This window comes from Bacillus sp. LL01, assembly GCF_001037965.1.
Genome location: NZ_LFEL01000004.1, coordinates 45,535 through 62,787 on the forward strand (window position 1 = coordinate 45,535; position 17,253 = coordinate 62,787).

Sequence of the window (17,253 nt, forward strand, 5' to 3'; positions counted from 1 at the left end):
TTCTTATTATACAGTTGGTCCGCCCATTTCAAGGACTTCCCCAGGTACATTTTCAAACTTCTTGAAGTTCGCTTTGAATTTGCCTGCAAGCTCGCGAGCAAACTGATCATATTTCTCTTCGTCATGCCATGTTTTCTTAGGTTGTAACACTTCATCAGGTACACCTGGTACATGAACAGGAATGGAAACGCCGAAGTATGGATCCTTTTCCACTTCAACATTTGTCAAGTCGCCCTCAAGTGCGGCCTGCACCATCGCTCTTGTGTAGGAAAGCTTCATGCGGTTTCCTACGCCATATTCCCCGCCAGTCCAACCTGTGTTGACAAGGTAGACCTGTACGTTGTGCTCATCGATTTTCTTACCAAGCATCTCTGCATAAGTGGTAGCAGGAAGTGGCAGGAACGGTGAACCGAAGCAAGTAGAGAATGTTGCTTGTGGTGATGTAATTCCGCGCTCTGTCCCTGCAAGCTTGCTTGTATATCCACTTAGGAAGTGGAACATTGCCTGTTCCTTGGAAAGCTTGGAGATTGGAGGCAATACGCCCGTTGCATCGGCTGTTAAAAAGACGATCGTTGTCGGATGGCCAGCAATACTAGGTTGAACGATATTTTCCATTGCATCCAAGGAATAGGCTGCACGAGTATTTTCGGTTAAAGTTGAGTTATCATAATCGGCAATTCTAGATTGTCCGTCAATGACCACATTTTCAAGGACAGATCCGAAGCGGATTGCATCAAAAATCTGAGGTTCTTTTTCATGTGTCAAACCGATGCATTTCGCATAGCAACCGCCCTCAATATTGAATACGCCCGTATTGGACCAACCATGCTCATCATCACCGATAAGCTTGCGGTTCGGATCAGCGGAAAGAGTTGTTTTACCAGTACCAGAAAGTCCGAAGAATAATGCTACATCGCCTTCACGTCCAACGTTTGCAGAGCAGTGCATCGGCATGATGCCGTTTTCCGGTAGAAGATAGTTCATCACAGAGAAGATGGACTTTTTCATTTCACCAGCATATTCTGTGCCGCCAATCAGTACCACGCGCTTAGTGAAGGAAATGATGATGAATGCTTCTGAGTTCGTTCCATCAACAGCTGGGTCAGCCTTGAAGTTTGGTGCAGAAACGATGCTGAAGGCAGTTTCATGTTTGGCCAATTGCTCATCATTTGGTTTAATGAATAATTGTTGCGCAAAAAGGTTATGCCATGCGAATTCGTTGATTACCTGGATTGGTAATTGATATTTTTCATCAGCGCCAGCAAATCCTTTAAAAACAAATACTTCATCTTTATTCTCTAAGTATGTTAAAACTTTACTATATAGACGGTCGAATACTTCTTCGGAGATTGGGCTGTTTACAGAGCCCCAATCGATTTTATCCTTGCTCAAGTCTTCTTCTACAATAAATTTATCTTTAGGGGAGCGACCCGTGTATTTACCAGTGGTTGCGAGTACCGCACCTGTTGATGTCAGGCAGCCTTCGTTACGGTTTAATACTTTTTCCACCAATTGGGGAACAGACAATTGTACATGTGTGTTGCTTCCGTAAATTAATTTTGTTAACCCATTATCGATACCAACCGTTTTCATCATGGATAACTCTCCTTCAACTTGAATTAATAATTTTATATTGTTTTTCTCATCTGTTAAAAAGTATAACACATTCGATCTAATAGTCCATACTAATTAGCTTATTTTATGAAAATTAATGTGAATTCGTTAACGTTTTGTGAAAAACAGGCTTATCCGAGTGGAAAGCAGAAAGCAGTTAGATAGAGTTGCACGTGTGAAAGCGTTATCAATTTTAGCGCAAAGTGAGCGGATGGACATGTATGAGCCCGAATCCCTCTCCCATTATAAACCCTGTTGCCGATAAGTAAAAGAGAATGATGGACCAAATTCTTAAGGCTTAGAATATCAGTAGAAGTAAAAGAAGGACAATGATAATAAGGAAGCAATAATTTCCTGTAAATCATTGTCGAATTATTTCTCTTTTTTATTGACATGAAAGGTTTTAGTGCGCTAATATAGAACCTTGAACGGATACTCTTATTCCGAGCTGGTGGAGGGACAGGCCCTATGAAACCCAGCAACCTGCTCAAAGGATGAGCGAGCGCAAAAAGCACGCCGCTTTTTTTATTTTTAGACCAGATATGGTCGCTTGAGAAAAGGTGCTAAACCTGAGCAAGGCTCTGACCTTGACCGATAAGAGTGAAAGGCTAATTCTTGAAATCAAACCTTTCCTCAATTTTGTGGGAAGGTTTTTCTATTTTTACACAAGATAACAAAGAACATCACAATAGGAACTGAGATCCGTATCAAATATAACTGCTGTACATGAAGAGAAATCAAACACTTTTCATAAACAAAAAAGGAGGAACTTTTTTTAATGACTAAACAACGTCGTTTATTTACTTCTGAGTCCGTAACGGAAGGGCACCCGGATAAAATTTGTGACCAAATTTCCGATTCCATCCTGGATGCAATTCTAACTAATGATCCGAATGCACGCGTAGCGTGTGAAACTTCTGTTACTACTGGATTAGTATTGGTAGCTGGAGAAATTACAACTTCCACTTATGTAGATATTCCTAAAATCGTTCGTGAAACGATCCAAGGCATCGGTTATACTCGTGCAAAATACGGCTTTGATGCGGAAACTTGTGCAGTATTAACTTCCATTGATGAGCAGTCTGCTGATATCGCGATGGGTGTTGACCAGGCATTGGAAGCACGTGAAGGCCAAATGTCAGATGCTGAAATCGAAGCAATCGGAGCAGGAGACCAAGGTCTAATGTTCGGATATGCTTGTAATGAAACAAAAGAATTAATGCCATTACCTATTTCACTTGCACATAAGCTTTCCCGTCGATTAACAGAAGTAAGAAAAGATGAAATTCTTCCTTACTTACGTCCGGACGGAAAAACGCAAGTAACAGTGGAATATGATGAGAACAACCAACCTGTTCGTGTTGATACAATCGTTATTTCCACTCAGCATCATCCTGAGGTTTCTTTAGAGCGCATCCAACGCAATATTAAAGAGTTTGTTATCAAGCCTGTAGTTCCTGCAGAATTGATTGACGAGAACACAAAATACTTCATCAACCCGACTGGCCGTTTCGTAATCGGCGGACCTCAAGGGGATGCTGGTTTAACTGGACGTAAAATCATTGTTGACACTTACGGCGGTTACGCGCGCCATGGTGGTGGAGCATTCTCCGGTAAGGATGCAACGAAAGTTGACCGTTCCGGTGCATACGCTGCACGTTATGTTGCAAAAAACATCGTAGCAAGCGGACTTGCTGACAAATGTGAAGTTCAATTGGCTTACGCTATCGGTGTTGCTCAACCGGTATCCATCGCGGTTGACACATTCGAAACTGGTAAGGTTTCTGAAGAGAAATTAGTAGAATTGGTTCGCAACAACTTCGACCTTCGTCCAGCAGGAATCATTAAAATGCTAGACCTTCGTCGTCCTATCTACAAGCAAACTGCAGCTTACGGCCACTTCGGACGTAACGATCTTGACCTTCCTTGGGAGCAAGTCGACAAAGCAGCTACTTTGAAAGAGCAAGCGAACGCTTAATATAGATATAAAAAAACGCCTTAGAATGAGAGCTCCCAAAAGAGCTTTTGTCCTTGGGCGTTTTTTTAGTAAAGTATAAAATTCGGGTCTTTCCCTTGGTTGACGTAAAGGGGTTGATTTCCGTTGCAGGCGCTACGCTTTCCAATGGGCGGTCCGGGAGACTTTTCAATACGTTGCAAGGTCACACTAGTCCCTTCCTCCCACAGGAGTCTGCGCGCCTTTCACTGCAATCAACTGGTGTGTTGCATCCAGCATAAAGTAATAGTACTTTTGCATCTGACCTTGATTCCGAAAAACAGGAATTTCGTCCCGTTCAAATTATTTTGAATTTTGTGTATATTTAGATAGTAAGGAAAGTTTACTAACTAATTATAAGGAGGGATGAACAGGGTTTCATCTCAACAAGACATTACATAGAAAAATAATTTGGGAGGTTTTGAATTGAATAGGAGAGTAATATTAGTCCTGTTGTCAGTCATTTTTCTTTTTCCTTTGTTGATGCCAAATGCCGCTAATTCTTATGCAGTGGAACATGACCCTGAATTGTGGAAAGTCGTTAACCCATTGAACACAACTACAAGCTTTCTGAATACGGGGGCTCATCCCGATGATGAGAGAAGTAATTTACTTGCCTATATGTCTTTAGGGAAAGGGGTCAGAACAGGAAGTCTGATTGCCAACCGAGGTGAAGGAGGACAGAACCAGATTGGACTGGAACTTGGTAACGGACTTGGAATTATCCGTTCGGAAGAATTGATTGAGGCATCTGCAGTTACAAATGTTGACTTAATTATTTTGAGTGAAAATTTGTCAGATCCAATTTATGATTTCGGTTTTTCTAAGTCTCCGGACGAAACCTTGGAGGAATGGGGAGAGGAAGTTGTTTATGAACGTTTGATCAGAAAGATAAGGGAGTATCGCCCTGAAATAGTATTTCCGTCTTTTTTGAATGTTGACTCTCAGCACGGTCACCACCGAGCAATAAATGTACTGACTTTAAATGCGTTTGAAGATGCTGCAAACCCGGAAATCTTCCCGGAGCATAAGGAAGAAGGGCTTACACCTTGGCAAATCAAGAAAATGTACCTGCCTGCTCAAACAGTAAGTGGTGCTTCTTGGCAAGTATCCAATAATTATCAACAGGGAGTTGCAGGTCAAACCGTTTCCATTGAAGTAGGGAATGAGATTGATGAAGTGTATGGAAAGACATATGCGCAGTTGGGAGAAGATTCCCGCTATCTCCATAAAAGTCAAGGGATGGGACGTGATCTCCCTGTACAGCCCATATATGTAAACCTGGAATTAGTCAAATCCATCAGTGAAATACCAGGGGAGGAAGATACCATTTTTGATGGTTTGGACTTTAATTTCGAAGATACTGCAAAACGTTTGACCAAAAAAGATAATCAGGTACGCGGATCCCTTCTTAAAGTGCAAAAAGCACTTGATAAAGTAGTAAATCAATATCCATCCAGAGCGGGCACTTTTGTAGAATCGCATAAAGCTTTAGCTGAAGTCTCCAAAACGATCAACCATGTAGAAAAGAGCAGAATTGATTCAAGACTTAAGGATGATCTGCTATTTAAATTACAGGTAAAAAAAGACCAGTTGAATAAAGTAAGTCAAGTAGCCTCCGAGTTAGCTGTGACTGTAGAGGTGGAAAATCCTACATTAACTAAAGGTGGGGAAACCGCCGTTCAAATTACAGCAAGCAATAATGGGGATAAAACAATTCAAGATATAATACTTGAACTTAACACGCCTGAAAGCTGGCATGTAAGCGACGGGGGAGAGAAGAAAAACCTGAAGCCAGGAGAACAGGTATCTGCCAGCTTTACTGTGGAAGTGCCGGAAAACGCAGCATATTTTCATCCATATGAGAAGTCTACGATTACTGGACAGGTAACATATAAACAACAAAAAGAAAGCGCTTCCTTTAATGTGCAACCAAACACTACTGTAGCAGTCCTACCGGATGTATCAGTTGACCTCCACCCAGATCAAATTGCAATCAACCAATTGGATGTTCCAGAAACCGTAGAGGTTGAAATGATGCTAACAAACTATGTGAACGGCCCATCAGAAGCAATTCCTTCTCTGGAACTCCCATTGGGCTGGAGTGCTACATCTTCTCAAGAGGTCGTTAATTTTGAAGAACAAGGAGAAATACAAAATGTAACATTCACCGTTACTCCTGGTAATGCTATTCCGGAAGCTTTCGATGTGACAGGGGTGGTGGAAGTAGATAATGAAAGCTTCAGAACTACGGTACAGCCGATCACTTACAACCATATAAGAGACCAATACTATCCATATGAGGCGGTTTCAAAAGGAATCTCCTTTGAACTTACTATTCCTGAAGGTTTGAAAGTAGGATATATCGATAGTGGTTTCGATCAGATAGCAGATTATCTGAAGGAAATTGGAATGGATATTACGAAACTATCCAATGAAGAAATCGCTTCGGAAGATCTATCACAATATGATTCCATAGTTCTTGGTATCCGTGCTTACAGAAAAGAAGGACTTCCGGAGCTAAGTGATAAGTTGAAAGAATATGTGGAACAAGGGGGGCATGTGGTCGCCCAATATCACACTCCAAATGACAGCTTCAATGGAGATGTACATCCGCCTTACCCAATAACAATAGGAACACCTTCCATTCGTTGGAGAGTAACAGATCAGAATGCAGAAATAACTGTTCAGAATCCTGAGCATCCACTTTTCAATTATCCGAATGAGATTGAAACAGCAGATTGGACCAACTGGGTGCAAGAAAGAGCATTATACTTCCCGAGTGCTTGGGATGATCAATATGAAACGTTTATCAGCATGGCAGATCCAGGTGAAGAGCCATTTACAAGTGGGATATTAATGGCTGAGTATGGGGAAGGAACTTATATGTACACAAACCTGGTTTGGTACCGTCAAATTCAAGGGCAGGTTTCAGGAGGATACAGAATCTTCACGAACTTAATAAGTTATCCTCTGCAAAAATAGATAGTATTCGGGGCAACATATTGGTTGTTGCCTCGCTTTTGTTGTAGATGGTATTATTTGAAATTTCTAAATTTTACGTTGACAATGAATTAAATAGGAAATAATATGTAATTAAGTTGGTAAGTAAGGTTTACGAACTAACGTCGAAATCATTTCAAGGGGCTTATTTATGACTCAGACAAGAAGTAATACACCAAATTACTTAAAATATTTAAATAAGAAGAAAATTCTTCAATACCTACAAAAGAACAGTGGATTATCCCGAGCAGAAATAGCTACAGCTCTATCTATCAGTAAGCCGACTGTATCTTTGATTGTAGAGGAGCTTATTGTGGAGGGTTGGGTTCGGGAGGAGGGAAGTCCGGTTTCCAGTGTGCTTGGAGGAAGGAAGCCTATCCAGTTATTTTTCAACCCGAATGCCAAATATTTGATAGGTATTGATATCGGGGGAACCAATATCGAAATTGGTCTACTGAATGTAGAAGGCGAAGTAGTTGCTTTTGACAGATTAAAGACTCGTGATGCATTGGAAAACGGTTTGATAGAAACAACAATCCAAAAGGTTAATAGGTTGGTAGAGGAATCAAATATCCCCATGAGCAAAATAATGTCAGTAGGCGTTGGTGCACCAGGAATAACTGATTCGGAAGAAGGAGTTGTATTAGAAGCTCCAAGTTTGGGGTGGGTTGATTTCCCGTTGAAGTTGGAATTGGAAAAAGCGTTAAAGCTACCTGTTTACGTAGATAACGATGTGAATATCGCTGTATTGGGTGAACAGTGGAAGGGTAAAGCGAAGGATGCAGAACATGTGATACTTATTACTCTTGGTACAGGTGTTGGGTGCGGCATCATTGTCAACGGACAATTATACCGAGGATCTTCATTTGCAGCAGGGGAGATTGGTTATATGATTACAGACAAAAATGAAGCGAAGGAAGATTATGATCATATTTTTAAAGGTTACGGTTTTCTTGACAGTCATGTTGGTGGCCCTTCCATTGTGAAAAGAATGGAAAAGAAACTGGCAGGGTTAAAATATGAACATCCGTTGTCCCAAGAATCACTTTCCGCTAAATTGATATTCCAATATGCAATAGATAATGATGAAACTGCAAAAGAGGTAATTGATGAAACCATTGATCATATTGCCTTTTCTTTAGTGAATGTTGTATGCATTTTTAACCCGCAATGTGTGATTTTAGGTGGAGGGATCTCGAAATCGGGTGACTGGTTCCTTCCAAGGGTTAAAGAAGTCCTGGCAAAACATCTCCCAATGAAAACGGAATTGTTTATCACAGAGCTTGATAGACTTTCACTTATTGGAGCAGGGGCATTGTGTTTAAGGGAGCATGAATCGTTACTTAAAGAGGAAGGGGGCTATTGAATGTCTAGCAGATCAACGCTATATATAAAGACTACATTAGAACCGACATTCAAATTCACAAAGCTTCATTTTTATAAATACATTATGCAAATCAACTTGGCACATGTGCTGATGCTAAAAGATCAAGCAATCCTTCCACAAGAACAGGCTTCCAAAATATTGGAGGCAACCGATACTCTCTACAAAGAAGGATATGCTAAGAATTATAATACCAACTTTGAAGATCTGTTTTTTATGATAGAAGATGATCTTACCGGTTTGATCGGGGCTGATTTGGTAGGGAATATGCACATTGCTTTCAGCCGTAATGATATGGATACGACTATGTTCCGAATGTTCTGGCGGGAAAAAATTCTGGAATGGCTTGATAAAATCAATGCTTTGCGCTCCACGATTCTCACGCTTGTCCAAGAACATTCAGATACCATCATGACAGCGCATACCCATAACCAGCAAGCGCAACCCACTACACTTGGCCATTATTTACTTGCCGTGGAAAATAACCTCTTACGTGATATTGAAAGAGGGATAGAATTATTTAAGCGTATAAACCGGTCACCTATGGGTGCTGCAGCACTTTCTACAAGCGGATTTCCCATTGACCGGCATAATATCAGTGACAGATTAGGCTTTCAATCACCCATGAACAACTCCTACGACGCCATCTCTTCTTCTGACTTCATGATGGAAATAAACAGTGTACTTTCCATTTCTCTCTCAACCTTATCACGATTTGTCTATGATTTGATTTTTATGACCACAAATGAGGTGAATACTCTTCGTTTACATGATATGCATGTTCAAACATCGAGTATTATGCCGCAAAAGAGAAACCCTTCAGCCCTTGAACATACACGGGCATCCATCAGCAAAGCAATCGGGGATTTGAAAGGCACAGTAATGCTTGCGCATAATGTTCCATTTGGGGATATAGTGGATATCGGGGATGACATTCAACCCCCACTATTTTCAGGATTTCAACATACACAGGATGTATTGACGATACTTAATGAAATTTTGACATATGCTTCTTTTGATAAAATTCGACTGTACAGTCAAGCACAAGCGGGATTTGCAACTGTAACAGAATTAGCCGATGTATTGGTGAGGCATCACCATGTACCGTTCCGACAGGCTCATGGAATTGTGAGTAGTTTTGTAAAAGAGCTTATGGCAGAAGGTGCTGGTATTTCGGCAGGAAGTGCAGAAAGAATCAATAGAATTGCCAAAAATCATTATCATTTACTATTGAGCATGACAAAAGAAGATTTTACAAAAGCGATATGTCCAAAGAATTTCATACAGGTTAGAAGCGTTTATGGGGGGCCTGCCCCGGAAGAGACCCTGCTCCAAGCTGAGGTGTCCATTCAGCATTGTGAAAAAACGTCCGGATGGGTAGCAAGTGCTTTGAAAAAGCTGGAAAGATATGAAGAGGAATTAGATGATAATGTGGCTTCATGTATTACCAATATAAAAGAAAACTAGAGGGGGAAGAGAAAAGATGAAAAAGTTTTTACTGCTTTTGCTAACGCTTACACTTGTTGTGTTGACTGCCTGTAGCGGTGATCAGGAAAGCTCAGGTGAACAAGATGGTGATGTGATTGAAATTGAATACTGGCAATACCATTTTGATTCCAAGGTTAAACTTGTGGATGAACTGATAAAGGAATTTGAAGAGGATAATCCAGGGATAAAAGTAAAACACACAACTTTTCCTTATGATCAGTTTAACGAGAGAGTAGCAGCACAAGTGCCAGCAGGGCGAGGGCCGGACGTCATCAACCTGTTTTATGGGTGGGTGCCGCGTTACGTTGATTCTGGTTATCTGCAACCTTTGCCACAGGATGCTTTTCCTCATGACGAGCTTGAATCCGAATTTTTCCCGATGGTGGAATCTGTTAAATTAGATGATGAATATTGGACAATTCCGACAGCGGTAAGGACTATTGCCTTGTTCTATAACAAGGATTTATATGAAGACGCCGGATTGGACCCGGAGAGCCCTCCAACAACATGGGATGAACTGGTGGATTATTCTAAGAAACTGACTAAAAGGGATTCCAATAACCGTTTGACACAGGCAGGTATGGCTTGGGAACCAAGTCAACAGGGTCACCACTGGTTTAGAGACGCATTATTGTATCAGGCAGGAGGTCAAGGCCTGAGTGAAGACCGCAAAACAATTCAATGGGCGGACTCGTCTGCCGGACTAGAAGCCTTCAAGTATTGGATGGACTTTGCAACTACACATAAAGTGGGGGAGCGAAATTTCTATACTGATGATGTTACGGCATTTAAAACTGGAAATGCTGCAATGAATATTGACGGATCTTTCCGTATTGGTACTCTGCAGGCTGATGCACCGGATCTGAATTATGGTGTTGCCCCATTACCAACAAAAGGTGAAAAAGCAACACCTGCGTCATTCTGGAGCAATGGAATCACAGCTAAAGTAGAGGGAGAGAAGTTGGATGCATCCGTTAAGTTTATTCAGTTCTTAACAAGTGATGAAGTAATGGAAAGATGGTTGGATGAAATTGGGGAACTTCCTGCAAAAGAAAGTGTTGCATTACAGGATAAATATTTGGAGCATGAGTTGTATGGAGCATTTATCGAGCAGCTACCATACGCAAAGGCTCATTTCTTTGTAGATGAAGCGCGTGAAAGAGATCTGGTCATTCAGGCGGTAGATAGAGTCCTTCTGCAAGATGTGCCAGTTGAAGATGCATATCAGGAGTTGGTGGAATCCACTCAATCCCTATTTGATGAGTATTGGGCAGATAAATAAAACATTAGAGAAGGGTGATGGGATATCGCCCTTCTTTTAAAGAAGCATTCTTCCTATTAGACACATTAAGCTTCTAGGTAGCCTAAAACAAAGCAATTCCGCGGGAGGTCATTCAAATGGCAGAACCATCATATCAGCCAGCTTCACCAATCAAACCCAAAAGGAAAAAGAGAATGCCGAATTTGACCTTGAACCAAAGTAAATATGTATTTGTGTATTCTTGCCTATTATTGCCGCTAATATTTTATATCTCCATACGCTTTATACCGACTCTTTATACATTTAATATCGGGTTCAGGGAATGGAATATTCTATCTCCTGAAAAACCGTTTGTCGGGCTTGAAAATTATGTGGTGCTGGCAAATGATCCTATTTTCAAGAAGTCACTGATCAATACGTTCATCTTCATTATTTTTGGAGTATCCGGTCAGGTCGTCATTGGCTTAGCGATTGCATTGTTGTTGCAGCGAATAAACAAATTTGTAGGAGTCTTCCGAGTTATTTATTTCATACCCTATGTAACTAGTATTGTGGCGGTTAGTTGGGTGTTTCGCTGGTTGTTCATGAACAATGGGATAGTAAATGAAACACTTGTGAAGCTTGGGTTGCCACCTCAACTATTCCTTAATTCACCCGATCAAGCCATTTACATAATTATTGCTACCATGATCTGGCAGGCTCTTGGATTCCAGATGGTCATTTTCCTTGCAGGTTTGGAGAATATCCCGAAAATATTTTATGAAGCTGCAGAAGTTGATGGAGCTAATAGTTGGCAGAAGTTCAAATCGATCACTATACCTATGCTGAATCCTACCATCGTATTTTCGGTGGTAATCGGAAGTATTAACTTTATTCAAGTTTCCTTTACACAAGTGGTGAATATGAGTGTGGATAGTGCGGGGGGGCCACTTCACTCTACCATTTCTTTGGTGGTTTACATATACCAGCTGGCATTCAGACAATACAGTATGGGACTTGCTTCCGCAGCTACGGTCATTCTGTTCCTTTTCATCTTGGCACTTACCATTTTCCAAATGAAAGTACTGTCCAAGAAGTATGACTATTAAGGGAGGGGAAAACAATGAACAAACGATTGAAATCAACTATCGTATATACACTATTAATACTCGGATCGCTTATTATGATTTTTCCTTTCATATGGATGGTTTCCACTTCCTTGAAGTCAGCAATGGATGTCTACTCCCTGGGCATAATTCCTGAAAATCCTACTTTAGAAAATTATACAAAAATCTTTCAGGATACTCTTTTTGGCAAGTGGTTTCTCAATAGCTTGCTAGTTGCGTTTGCAACGACTATCAGTGTCGTATTCTTCGACTCTTTGGTTGGCTACATCATTGCCAAGTTCAATTTCATTGGTAAGTCTATCATATTTATTGCAATTCTAAGTACTTTAATGGTACCAACTGAAATGCTGATCATTCCTTGGTATCTTATGAGTTCTGAATTCGGTTGGACAGATAATTACTGGGGATTGTTGTTCCCAGGTCTCATGACCGGTTTTGGTGTATTCTTAATGAAGCAGTTTATGGAGTCCATACCTGATGATCTGCTGGATGCGGCAAGAATTGATGGATTGGGAGAGTTTATAATTTTTTTCCGGGTCGCCATTCCACAAGTATGGCCTGCGATATCCGCCTTATTCATTTTCTCATTCCTGAGCAACTGGAACGCCTTCCTATGGCCGTTGATAGTAATTGAATCATCGAATTTATACACACTTCCGGTAGGGTTATCTTTCTTCGCCTCAGGTGAGTTCGAGTCACGCTGGGAGTTGATTATGGCAGGGGCAACCATTACTGCACTGCCATTGATATTGGTATTCTTCTTGTTACAGCGACACATTATCAAGGGGATAACGTTGACAGGTATGAAATAATTGCAAAGAAGCTGATGGTCCTTTGGATTATCAGCTTCTTTAATTTGACACTATTTCGGATTATAGTTATAGAACTTTATCCAACTGACTATATAGTTCCTCCCGCTCGGACTGTTTCAGGCTAAATTCTTCATGCAACTCCTGAAGCATAATTAAATCTTCTTCACGGTTCATCCTATCCTCTATCTCAATCATGGCAGTTTCTATTTGCTCCAGTTTGTATTCAAGCTCCTCAAAACCAGTCACTTTCTCAGGAACCTGAGTGTGTAAAGGCTGAGAATTATTTTTCATTCTTTTTTCCCCTTGCCCCGAACATGTACGATCCTCCGAGTTTATGTCCTTTTTCCGCTCCAACAATTCTTCCCGCTTCCCTCGTGCATACTGATAATTTCCTTCATAGGTCACTATTTCACCATCCTCAAGCCAGCACGTCTTCTCAAAATACTGATTCAAGAAGTAGCGGTCATGGGAGACTGCAAGAATGGTTCCATCGAAATCCTCCAACGCTTCCTCGAGCACCTCGCGAGAATCTATATCCAGGTGGTTGGTCGGTTCATCCAAGATCAACAGGTTGATGTCATGGTGCATCAGTTGTGCCAGACGCAGGCGCATCTTCTCGCCACCACTCAAGTTCTCCACTTTCTTGAATACAGCTGGTCCATAGAATAAGAACTTGGCCAACACATGCCTTGCCTGCTCCAACGTAATGGAAATGTCCTCCCTGAAGGCTTCAATCAGAGTTTGGTTTGGTTTGGTGGCTTGCACATGCTGGGAAAGGTATCCGATCTTCACATTGCTCCCAAGCTTTACCACACCGCTATCAGCTTGCAAGTCTCCAAGTACTATTTTTAACAATGTTGATTTACCGGTACCATTCTGGCCGACAATCGCAGCCCGTTCTCTAAAATAAACAGCAAGACTAATCGACCTGAAGAGGTCTTTCTTATTAAATGATTTACTGACCTCTTTCAATATGACCACATCCTTGCCGCTTCGGTCACTTCCATCAAATTGTAGACCCATTGTCTTTCTTTCAAGTATAGGCCGTTTCAGTTTCTCGATTCTTTCCAAGGCTTTTTCCATGCTTTTAGCACGGCGGTGCAAGGCGGCGTTCGGCGGGTTGCTTTGATTTGCCCATTCCTTCAGGCGTTTGATTGTCTCTCTCATTTTCTTGATTTTCTTCTGCTGTTCCTGATATGCCGCAAACTCCAACAGCAACCGTTCTTCTTTTTCCTTTATGAAACCACTGTAGTTGGTGTGATACACATGGACCTCACCATCCTCCAAATCGATGATCTTAGTTGCCACTTCATCAAGGAAATAGCGATCATGGGAAATTGCTACGACAGTCCCTTCATAATCCTTTAAATATTGCTCCAACCATTCTACCGAAAAGATATCAAGATGATTGGTCGGTTCATCAAGCAACAATACATCCGGGTTTTTTAAAAGGATGAATCCCAAGCAGACCTTGGTCTGCTCCCCGCCGCTCAAGCTTCCAAAATGCTGGGGTAGAAGAGGGGCTATTTTTAAACCATTAGCAATCCGTTGTATAGAGGCATCCATTTCGTAACCTCCCATAAAACCGAAGCGTTCCTGCAATACGCCATACTCCTGCATAATCCGATCTAGACGATTTTCATCGGTCACACATGCCATCTGCTCTTCCAACGCTCGTAATTTTTGTTGTAGTTCCACTGTCTCTGCAAAAGCCGAACGTAAAACATCCTCCCCAGTTGTCCCTTCAGGATAGGAGGGAATCTGGGCAAGGTAACCGATTTTTGCTCCTTTTCTGATATGAATGGCACCTTTATCAGGAGTCTCCATTCCGCTTATTAACTGAAAAATGGTTGTCTTACCGCTCCCGTTCCGTCCGACCAGGCCAATACGATCCTTTTTTTGGATTTCCATGGAAACATCTTCAAAAATCATCGTTCCTGCAAAGCTTTTACTAATATTATTTAACGTACATATCATTATTTTCATAATCTCCTTCAAAATAATATGAAAGCACAAAAAAACCATGAGTAAGAAGAAGGCTTCTTTCCCATGGTTTTATTCCGGCAATTCAAGTACGCCTCTGATAAATGGAGTACCTGACTTTCCTTGCGCTATTGGGCAAAAGATCTCTTACTATCTGTTTTTCCTATTCAACTGTCTAAAAATGGACATACGTGTCCCGTTAACAGCTGAATCATGAAAAATCGCACGACAAATATGAAGGTATGCCATGTATTGTGTGCGAGCATTTACAGATAGTAACATCTTTTTCCCTCCTTCCGAACATGTAAGATGTCTCCATTATATAATGTTCCGTTTGAAAGTTGCAAATTTATTTAGGCTCTTTTCCCCAAGACTGTTGCTATTCGCTTGTAAAAAGTCGGCAATTGGACTTTTTACCGTGTATCTACTTTCAAAATATCATGCAATCTCTCCGAATAATCAGGAAAAGAGCACGACAGCAACAGTTATAACGGTCGTTGTAAAAAATACGAAATAGCAACAAAGTTTACGAAAACAGCATTTATTTAAAACTTCAATTAGATATTTTGAAACCTAACTCCCTACTAAGTATAGGATGCGCTTTCCTACGTCAACACTAATAACATTTGTAACTTGGAAAAGCAGTTATCCGTCATAATAGACGGAGGAATATTGAAATGGGGTGGTTGTGTGTGCGGATTTGCGGGATTCATGAAGAACGGGGAGGAACTGCCGGAGTGGTCTTTGTCAACCATGCTTCAAGTGATTCAGCATCGTGGACCTGATGAAAAGGGATATTTCCAGGATGAGCATGTGCAGCTTGGATTTCAGCGGCTTAACATCATAGATATCGAGAAGGGACATCAACCATTAACAGATCAGAGTGGACGCTATCAGATTGTGTTCAACGGGGAAATCTACAATTATGTAGAACTGAGAAAAGAACTTATTCGGGAAGGATGTACCTTTATAACCGATTGTGATACAGAAGTCCTACTAGTTTTATATATAAAGGAAAAGGAGGCCTGTGTCCATAGACTTCAAGGTATGTACAGCTTTGTTATTTGGGATAGCAAGGAAAAGGTTCTGTTTGGAGCCCGTGACCCTTTTGGTATCAAACCGTTTTATTATATGGAAAATAAAGAAGGCTTCGCGTTTGCCTCTGAATTGAAGTGCCTGCTTGGTTGCCTTCCTGAAAATGAAAGACACCAAACGGACGCCCTGCAACACTATCTTTCTTTTCAATATGTGCCGGAGCCTGACACTGCTTTCCCTTCCGTTAAAAGAGTGAAGCCAGGCTATTATTTTGCCAAGAGGGCCGGTGGCGAAACAGAATGGACGGAGTATTGGCACCCGAATTTTCAACCAATCAGGCAATCTGAAAAAGGACTTCAGGGAGTCATTCAAGATGTGCTGCGTGAATCAGTGGAAAGACATATGAGAAGTGATGTTCCAGTTGGGAGTTTTTTATCGGGGGGGATCGATTCTACCATAGTTGTCGCTCTGGCGAAGGAGGTTCATCCTGATATCCACACCTTCTCCGTCGGTTTTGATTTGGAAGGTTACAGTGAAATGGATATTGCAGCACAAACAGCGGAGGCACTGGGCGTCAATAATATCCAATATACCATCACGGCAGAGGAATTCCGGAGAGAGGTGCCAAAAATCATTTGGCACCTAGATGAGATGGTAGCAGACCCCGCGGCAGTTCCGCTATATTTTCTTGCACGTGAAGCAAGGAAACATGTAAAAGTGGCTCTGTCAGGGGAGGGGGCGGATGAGCTGTTTGGAGGCTACAATATATACCGGGAGCCCTACTCCTTGCAAGTGTTCTCCTATCTTCCTCCCATCGTGAAAAAATGCTTGCGATACTTTGCGAAGGAATTGCCGGATGGGATGAAAGGAAAAAGTTTTATCACGAGGGGCTGCTCCAATTTATCAGACAGATTTATTGGAAATGCTCATATTTTCTCTCAAGAGGAAAAGCCCTATGTTTGGAAGTCCTTTAGAGGGGGGAACTCTACTCGTGCAATCACAAGTGACATGTATAAACTGGCGGAAGACTATGAGGATGTTACCAAGATGCAATACATTGACGTGATGACCTGGCTGAGAGGGGACATTCTAGTAAAGGCGGACCGGATGTCGATGGCGCATTCCTTGGAGGTGAGGGTCCCATTCTTGGATAAAAATGTCTTCGAAATAGCCTCCTCCTTAACGGTTCCGAACAAAATCAATAGACACACGACCAAGTTTCTATTAAGAGAAGCATTTAGGAATCTGGTTCCGGCGCATGTCGTTGATAGGGAAAAACTCGGATTTCCTGTTCCTCTGAGGATCTGGTTGAGGGATGAACTGTACGAATGGGCGGTAATGGTATTGGAAAACAGTGAAGCGGCAGATCAGTGGTTCCACGTGGCTTATGTGAAAAGATTACTGGAAGACCACCGGAACGGAAAACGGGACAACAGCCGCAAGCTTTGGACAATTCTTGTGTTCTTGGTTTGGCATGATGTATATGAGGAAAAGAGGAAAAGCTTAGATAGAAAGAGGCAGCTACGGGATTTTATTTCAGGAGAATCGGAAAAGGAGGCGTGAGGGCCTCCTTT

The 17,253-nt window shown here is 41.6% G+C and carries 11 protein-coding genes and 1 riboswitch; of the genes, 8 read left to right on the forward strand and 3 right to left on the reverse strand.

Features of this window, described 5'->3' with window-relative positions; translation table 11 throughout:
• Positions 1-6: 6 nt before the first annotated feature.
• Positions 7-1,593 carry a phosphoenolpyruvate carboxykinase (ATP) gene (pckA, locus tag AB685_RS12825; RefSeq protein WP_047971378.1) on the reverse strand — a complete coding sequence of 529 codons (1,587 nt, stop codon included), beginning with the start codon at positions 1,591-1,593 and terminating at the stop codon, positions 7-9.
• Between the two features lie 456 nt (positions 1,594-2,049).
• Positions 2,050-2,215: riboswitch (SAM riboswitch) on the forward strand.
• A 177-nt stretch (positions 2,216-2,392) separates the two neighbouring features.
• On the opposite strand from pckA, the gene metK reads away from it, so the two are divergent.
• The 7 genes from metK (at position 2,393) to AB685_RS12860 (ending at position 12,661) form a co-directional block, all read left to right on the forward strand.
• Positions 2,393-3,592 (forward strand): methionine adenosyltransferase, encoded by a 1,200-nt coding sequence (metK, locus tag AB685_RS12830; protein WP_047971013.1) that lies wholly within the window; start codon positions 2,393-2,395, stop codon positions 3,590-3,592.
• A 441-nt stretch (positions 3,593-4,033) separates the two neighbouring features.
• A complete protein-coding gene (locus AB685_RS12835; protein WP_047971014.1) occupies positions 4,034-6,592 on the forward strand; it encodes a PIG-L family deacetylase in 2,559 nt (852 codons plus the stop codon).
• Positions 6,593-6,761: 169 nt separating this feature from the next.
• Positions 6,762-7,976, forward strand: a complete 1,215-nt coding sequence (locus tag AB685_RS12840; protein ID WP_047971015.1) for an ROK family transcriptional regulator — start codon at positions 6,762-6,764, stop codon at positions 7,974-7,976.
• Complete coding sequence (argH, locus tag AB685_RS12845) at positions 7,977-9,461, forward strand: argininosuccinate lyase (protein WP_053073804.1); 1,485 nt, start codon at positions 7,977-7,979, stop codon at positions 9,459-9,461. It begins immediately after the preceding gene.
• A 16-nt stretch (positions 9,462-9,477) separates the two neighbouring features.
• Positions 9,478-10,764, forward strand: a complete 1,287-nt coding sequence (locus AB685_RS12850) for an extracellular solute-binding protein (RefSeq protein WP_047971016.1) — start codon at positions 9,478-9,480, stop codon at positions 10,762-10,764.
• Positions 10,765-10,880: 116 nt separating this feature from the next.
• Complete coding sequence (locus AB685_RS12855; protein WP_241773287.1) at positions 10,881-11,831, forward strand: sugar ABC transporter permease; 951 nt, start codon at positions 10,881-10,883, stop codon at positions 11,829-11,831.
• A 14-nt stretch (positions 11,832-11,845) separates the two neighbouring features.
• Positions 11,846-12,661 (forward strand): carbohydrate ABC transporter permease, encoded by an 816-nt coding sequence (locus AB685_RS12860; RefSeq protein ID WP_047971017.1) that lies wholly within the window; start codon positions 11,846-11,848, stop codon positions 12,659-12,661.
• Between the two features lie 66 nt (positions 12,662-12,727).
• Here AB685_RS12860 and abc-f read toward each other — a convergent pair whose 3' ends face one another.
• Positions 12,728-14,647: a ribosomal protection-like ABC-F family protein gene (abc-f, locus tag AB685_RS12865; RefSeq protein WP_241773288.1), complete on the reverse strand. Its 1,920-nt coding sequence runs from the start codon at positions 14,645-14,647 to the stop codon at positions 12,728-12,730.
• Positions 14,648-14,794: 147 nt separating this feature from the next.
• Complete coding sequence (locus AB685_RS32375) at positions 14,795-14,926, reverse strand: RAxF-45 family protein (RefSeq protein WP_277814287.1); 132 nt, start codon at positions 14,924-14,926, stop codon at positions 14,795-14,797.
• A 351-nt stretch (positions 14,927-15,277) separates the two neighbouring features.
• Between AB685_RS32375 and asnB the strand changes: the two genes are divergently transcribed.
• Positions 15,278-17,242, forward strand: coding sequence for an asparagine synthase (glutamine-hydrolyzing) (asnB, locus tag AB685_RS12870; RefSeq protein WP_241773289.1), 1,965 nt, complete (start codon positions 15,278-15,280; stop codon positions 17,240-17,242).
• Positions 17,243-17,253: the final 11 nt, after the last annotated feature.